The sequence below is a fragment of the Roseibium sp. ROS1 genome (assembly GCF_054658215.1).
The window spans coordinates 407,097-413,695 of record NZ_BAAGIG010000005.1 but is presented as its reverse complement, the minus strand read 5'-3'; the positions used below and the strand labels follow the sequence as shown (position 1 = coordinate 413,695).

Here is a 6,599-nt window from a genome sequence, read left to right as displayed (position 1 = left end):
TGAACTTCCTGCCCATCGTTGAATGGCCGGGTGCGGAAGACGAAGGTTACGTCCATACCCGCGGCGGTGTCTTCGAGATCAACGATCCCGACACGGTCGTCAATCCGGACAATTTTGAAGTCCAGATCAGCGAACCGAACCTTTCCCTGGCCTCCGGTGCCGGTGAAATTCTGGAAATGCCGGGCGATATCTACGCTGCGCTGACAGCCAAGGATACGAATTTCCTCTTCTGGACATTCGACCAGTTCGACGACCAGGGCCGGGTAACCTATTCCTACAAGGTCCAGGACAAGGCTATCGACTTCCTTGCCGAAGGCGATGTTCTGACGATCGACTACACGCTTACAGTCCAGGACAAGAATGACCCGGACTCCTTCGTCGAGCGTCCGATCACCGTGACGATCATCGGCACCAACGACCAGCCGGAAATCCTCGTCGAGCAGAGTGTTCTTGACTTCGCAGTCGACGAAGAACTGGACGCCAATCCGCAGAATATCGGCGAATTGAGCGGCAACATCGTGGTCGACGATCCGGATCTGGGCGACACGCTCTACATCTCGGTCGAAGGCGATGGTTCGCCGGCCTATTCGGAAGGCGCTCTTCCGGATGGTGTCGATATCAGCAGCCTTCTGGCATCCAGCAACTTCAACTTCACCAGCGGAGACGCACTGGACAACATCTTCTCCGTTCCAAAGGGCGAAGATGGGAATGTTGAATTCACCTATGCCTACAACGGCTCGGCTCCACTCGACTGGCTGGCGGACGGCGAAACGCTGACCCTGACGTTCGACGTCAAAGTCAGCGACCGGAACTGGTTCCCGGAAGGCACCGACACCACCCAGATCACCATCACGATCACCGGCACAAACGACGTTCCGACACTGACTGCAGTTGACGTGAGCGGATCCATCGTTGAAGGCGATCCGTCAACCCTGTCCGACAGCGGCTCGATTGACTTCTCCGATCTGGATCTCTCCGATACGCCAACGGCGACCTTCGCAGTCAAGAGCGTTGAAGGTCTTGATGGTGTCGGCCTCACCGCCGGCCAGATCGCGAATATCCAGGCCGGTTTCGGGCTGTCCGCTGATCCGGGCAACGCGAACGACGGTACGATCAACTGGTCCTACAGCGTCGCGGAAGAGCATCTTGACTTCCTCGCCGCAGGTGAGCAGGTCGAAGTCGTCTACACCGTGACGGTCGATGACGGCAACGGCGGTGTCGTGGATCAGGATGTCACCATCACGATCACGGGCACCAACGATGCTCCGACGATCGGCGGCGATCTCTCGCTGAACTTCCTGCCCATCGTTGAATGGCCGGGTGCGGAAGACGAAGGTTACGTCCATACCCGCGGCGGTGTCTTCGAGATCAACGATCCTGATACGGTCGTCAATCCGGACAATTTTGAAGTCCAGATCAGCGAACCGAACCTTTCCCTGGCCTCCGGTGCCGGTGAAATTCTGGAAATGCCGGGCGATATCTACGCTGCGCTGACAGCCAAGGATACGAATTTCCTCTTCTGGACATTCGACCAGTTCGACGACCAGGGCCGGGTAACCTATTCCTACAAGGTGCAGGACAAGGCTATCGACTTCCTTGCCGAAGGCGATGTTCTGACGATCGACTACACGCTTACAGTCCAGGACAAGAATGACCCGGACTCCTTCGTCGAGCGTCCGATCACCGTGACGATCATCGGCACCAACGACCAGCCGGAAATCCTCGTCGAGCAGAGTGTTCTTGACTTCGCAGTCGACGAAGAACTGGACGCCAATCCGCAGAATATCGGCGAATTGAGCGGCAACATCGTGGTCGACGATCCGGATCTGGGCGACACGCTCTACATCTCGGTCGAAGGCGATGGTTCACCGGCCTATTCGGAAGGCGCTCTTCCGGATGGCGTCGATATCAGCAGCCTTCTGGCATCCAGCAACTTCAACTTCACCAGCGGAGACGCACTGGACAACATCTTCTCCGTGCCGAAGGGCGAAGATGGGAATGTTGAATTCACCTATGCCTACAACGGCTCGGCTCCACTCGACTGGCTGGCGGACGGCGAAACGCTGACCCTGACGTTCGACGTCAAAGTCAGCGACCGGAACTGGTTCCCGGAAGGCACCGACACCACCCAGATCACCATCACGATCACCGGTACCAATGATGGACCGGTGTTCTCTGAAGGTGTCTTCGATGGCGTTCTCGAGGAAGCCAATACCCCGTCACTGCTTGAAACATCCGGTGAGGTCTTCTTCACCGACCTCGACCTGTCCGACACGCCGGAAGTGACCGCTCAGTTCACCTCTGTCGAACCAGTCGCAGGCAGTGGTTTCGCGCTGACGCCGGAACAGAAGGTTGCCTTCACGAATGCACTGACGGTGCAGCAATCGGCCGGTAACGCCAACAACGGAGGCGCCACCTGGACCTTTGCAATCGCCGCAACGGCACTCGACTTCCTCGCCCAAGGCGAACAACTGGAAGTCAAGTACCTCTTGACCGTTACGGACGATAGCGGAGCGACGGACACGCGGGAAGTGACGGTCGTCGTGACCGGCACCAACGACGATCCCACGATCTCCGATGCGGATATCCTGGGCGAGGTGACGGAATCCGGTGTCGGGGAGGACGGTACAGACGTTGCCACTGGCCTGATCGTCGGCATGGACGTCGATATTCGGGATGTCCTGACCTACTCCGCCTCTGTCGTCGACGGGGCACTGGGTCAATTCAGCATCGATGAGGATACCGGTGAATGGACCTATACCATTGACCAGTTCAACGCCAATGTTCAGGCCCTCAACGAAGGCGACAGCGTCGAAGAAATCTATACGGTAACCGTATCCGACAACAACGGCGGCACTGTCACCACCGACGTGACCATCACCATCAACGGCACGAACGATGCCCCGACAATTGAGGACTACACGGGTTCGTTCACTGTTGTTCACAGCAACTCCAACAACGACGAAAGCAGCTTCAATCTTCTTGAGCTTCTGGCTGCCAACGACGTTGATGATGGTGAAACGGAAACGCTCCAGATCGATGAGATCTCGGGTACTCTCAGCCTGTCCATCGCAGGCCATCAGGTGACGCTGGATATCGCCGATCTGGAAGCCGCAGGGCTTCTGAACATCGGTGAAGCCGACGGCAGCGTGACCTTCACCCATAACCTGGAACGCATTATGGCCCAGGTAATGGATCAGGGCGAAACCGCCAACATCTCCGGTACGATGACTGTCGTGGATGTCAATGACGCGGTCTCCAACTCCGCCGAGTTCGATATCGAACTGTCGGTGGATCCGGACAAGACCAATACCTTCGGCGGTGACGACTGGACCACCGCGGACGGTGCGGGCGACATCCCTGAAATGCTTATCCCGACATTTGACGGAGACGGCGACGGTCCGCTGGTCGTCTGATCATGAAACTTCTGGAGAGGGCGCACGCGCCCTCTCCTCTCTTCTTTTTTATGTTTTTTTGGAGAGTCTACATGGCTGTTCGCAGCGCGAGGGAAAGCGTTTATCCCGCTCTCAAGGTTTATCGCTCTTCCTGGGCCGGGTTTCTTGCCGTTGGTTTCTTTTCGATCTTTGTCAATCTCGGAACTCTGGCCTCACCCCTCTACATGCAGCAGATCTTCGACCGGGTGATGCAGAGCGGCCACCTCGAGACACTTGTCTTCCTGACGATGATCGTGATTTTTTTTCTGGCTGTGATTGCGGTTCTTGATGCAATCCGCGGCTCCATCCTCGCCAGCATAGCGAAATGGTGGGATGAAACCGTACATGCCGACCTGCTGCATGCCGTCATCCAGACGGCCAGGTCGACGGGCAAGTCCCACTCCCATGCAATGAACGACCTGGCAACCATCCGGCAGTTCGTTGGCAGTTCGAGCGTGCTACCTTTCTTCGACGGGCCCTGGGTGCCCTTCTTTGTCGGTGCCATTATTCTCATCCACCCTGCCCTCGGCTTCGTCGCCATCGCGGCCGGTGTGCTGCTTGTGATAATCGCAGGTATCAACGACACGGTCACCCGCCGCCGGATGGCGGGTGCTGCGGCGGCTCGCGTGCGGGCACAGCAGACGATTGACATCGCGACGCAACACGCGGAAAGCGTCTACAGCATGGGAATGCTGCCTGGCGTTCTCGCCCGCTACCGGAACGACAACGAACTGGTGGCCAATTCGACTTTCGCCGTCGCCGCATTTTCAGCGAAGACCGCCGCGATCACCAAGTTCATCCGGTTCACGGCACAGATAAGTGTCCTTGGTCTCGGTGCCTATTTTGCCACGCTGGGTGAAATCACCCCGGGTGGCATGATTGCAGCGTCAATCATCATGGGGCGCGCGCTTGCGCCTGCCGAACAGGCCATCGGCGCCTGGCGGGGAATCGTCGGTGCGATGCAGTCCCATCGTCGGCTGAACGATATTTTTCTGGCAGCTCCACTCCACTTCGACCGGACCCAGCAGCCGGAACCCAGTGGGCACCTGCAGCTCAAAGGTGTCAATCTGCTCGTTTCAGGCCAGGAACGGCCGTTGCTGCGCAACATCACGATCGATATCAAGCCGGCAACCCTGAATGCAATCGTCGGCCATTCCGGCTCCGGCAAGAGCACCTTGTGCAAATTGTTGATTGGCGCAATGGATCCGAGTTCCGGTTCGGTCCGTCTTGACGGTGTCGCCATGCGCAATTGGGACCCGCAGCAACTCGGCCGGAACATTGGCTACCTGTCGCAGTCCGTGGAATTGCTATACGGCACTGTGAAGGAAAACATCGCCCGGATGGGCGAGCCGGACGATGAAAAGGTTGTGACTGCCGCGCGCCTTGCCGGTTGCCACGACATGATCAACGCTCTGCCGAATGGCTATGAAACCCTGATCGGCCCGGGCGGACTTCGTCTGTCCGGCGGACAGGCCCAAAGGGTCGGTCTGGCCAGGGCGATCTACAACAAGCCCAAGCTGATCATCCTCGATGAACCGAATTCCAACCTGGACAGTGATGGCGAAGCCTCGCTTCAGGAGTGCCTTGTGCTCCTTCGGGAACAAGGCTGCACGGTCATCATTGTAAGCCACAGACCCTCGGCGCTCTCGAAAGTCGATCTGATCATCACCCTTGCGGACGGCACGATTCAAAAGACGCAAACCGGCGAGGAGTTCATGAAGCACGCCATCCGCCCGGTCAGCGATATCCTTCAGAAACTTGGCAAGGTCCAGCCGGCGCAAGCAAAAGGCACTTCGCCGGCCAACGAAACTCAGGGAGGTCAGTGATGAAAGAGCAAAATAACCCGGCGTCGTCCCTCCGTCGCTCCATCCGGCAACACTGGATCATGGGTTCGTTGGTCGTCGCGGTTTGTTTCTTCGGCACGGGAATTTGGGCAAGCTTCGCGGAGCTGTCGTCAGCCGCCATTGCTGCCGGCAAGGTCAGTCCGGACGGAAGCTTGCGCGTGGTGCAGCATCTGGAAGGCGGAATTGTACGCCATCTCAATGTGAAGGAGGGCGATGTCGTCAAGGACGGTCAGCTTCTCATGGTTCTAGACCAGGCATTGGCAACGGCGAACTATCTGTCGATCTACCGCAAGCACCAACGCTATGTGGTGACCAGAGACCGGCTGCTGGCGCAAGAGCGTGGCGATGAAACATTTGAGGTCCAGATGCCGTCGGTCATGTCGGCCGACAAAAGCTACACGCAGTTCGTTGCCAACGAGATTACAAAATTCAAGGTACGGCGCGAGCTGCTGGGAAGGCAGCAGTCGACCTATCATGTGCAGGCAGGCCAGGTTGAAGCCGAGATCAGCAGCCTGAAGGCCCAGATAGACGGCATGGATGATCAGATCCTGCTGCTTGACAAGGAGCTGGATAGCAAAAAGGTCCTGATGGACAAAGGTCTGATGCGGCAGCCCGAGCTTCTGGCTCTGCAACGCAAGCGGGCCGAACTGTGGTCGGAGCGCAATGCCATCGGATCAACGATCGCTCGTGCGCGGCAGAAGATCGAGGAAATCAAGATCGCGGAACTGACGGCCCTAAGCGAAGAACGCGAAAAGGTGGCCAAGGAGTTGTCGGAAATCAACGCGGAGATTGCGCAAGCCGACGAGGCGCTTTCCGCGACTTCGGACATCCTGAACCGCACAGAGATCGTCTCTCCGATCGAGGGGCGGGTGCTCAAGGTCAACTACAAGACGGTCGGTGGTGTTGTGCGGCCGGGCGAACCGATCATCACGATCGTGCCCGAGAACGAGGAACTCATCCTCGATACGCGCCTTCGTACGTCCGACATCGACAACGTGATGATCGGGATGGACGCCAAAGTTCAGCTCACCTCCTTCATGGGGCGGCACATGAAGCCCTTGACAGGGGAAGTCTTCCAGGTTGGTGCGGACGCCGAAACGGACGAGCAGACGGGAGAGCAATACTACACGGTGCGGGTCAGGGTTACGTCCGACGACATCCGGGAGGCCGGAGGCGGTTTTGAGCTGGTGCCAGGCATGCCCGCGCAAGTCTTCATTCAAACAGGAGCCCACACGCCGATGCGCTATCTGCTGGATCCTGTGCTGCAGTCCTTCGGACGGGCGTTCCGGGAAGAACGCGTACTCTAAAGCGGCTGTCGCGT

At 58.0% G+C, this 6,599-nt stretch carries 3 protein-coding genes; all 3 read left to right on the top strand.

Going from position 1 to position 6,599, the window contains the following annotated elements; genetic code table 11:
* On the top strand, positions 1 to 3,416 hold a 3,416-nt coding region (locus ACYQ6M_RS28020), incomplete at its 5' end, for a VCBS domain-containing protein (protein WP_460076968.1).
* Between the two features lie 71 nt (positions 3,417 to 3,487).
* Entirely contained in the window at positions 3,488 to 5,260 is a 1,773-nt protein-coding gene (locus ACYQ6M_RS28015; RefSeq protein WP_460076966.1) for a type I secretion system permease/ATPase, read from the top strand.
* Complete coding sequence (locus ACYQ6M_RS28010; protein ID WP_168687810.1) at positions 5,260 to 6,585, top strand: HlyD family type I secretion periplasmic adaptor subunit; 1,326 nt, start codon at positions 5,260 to 5,262, stop codon at positions 6,583 to 6,585. Before ACYQ6M_RS28015 ends, ACYQ6M_RS28010 begins: the two co-directional genes overlap by 1 nt.
* Positions 6,586 to 6,599: the final 14 nt, after the last annotated feature.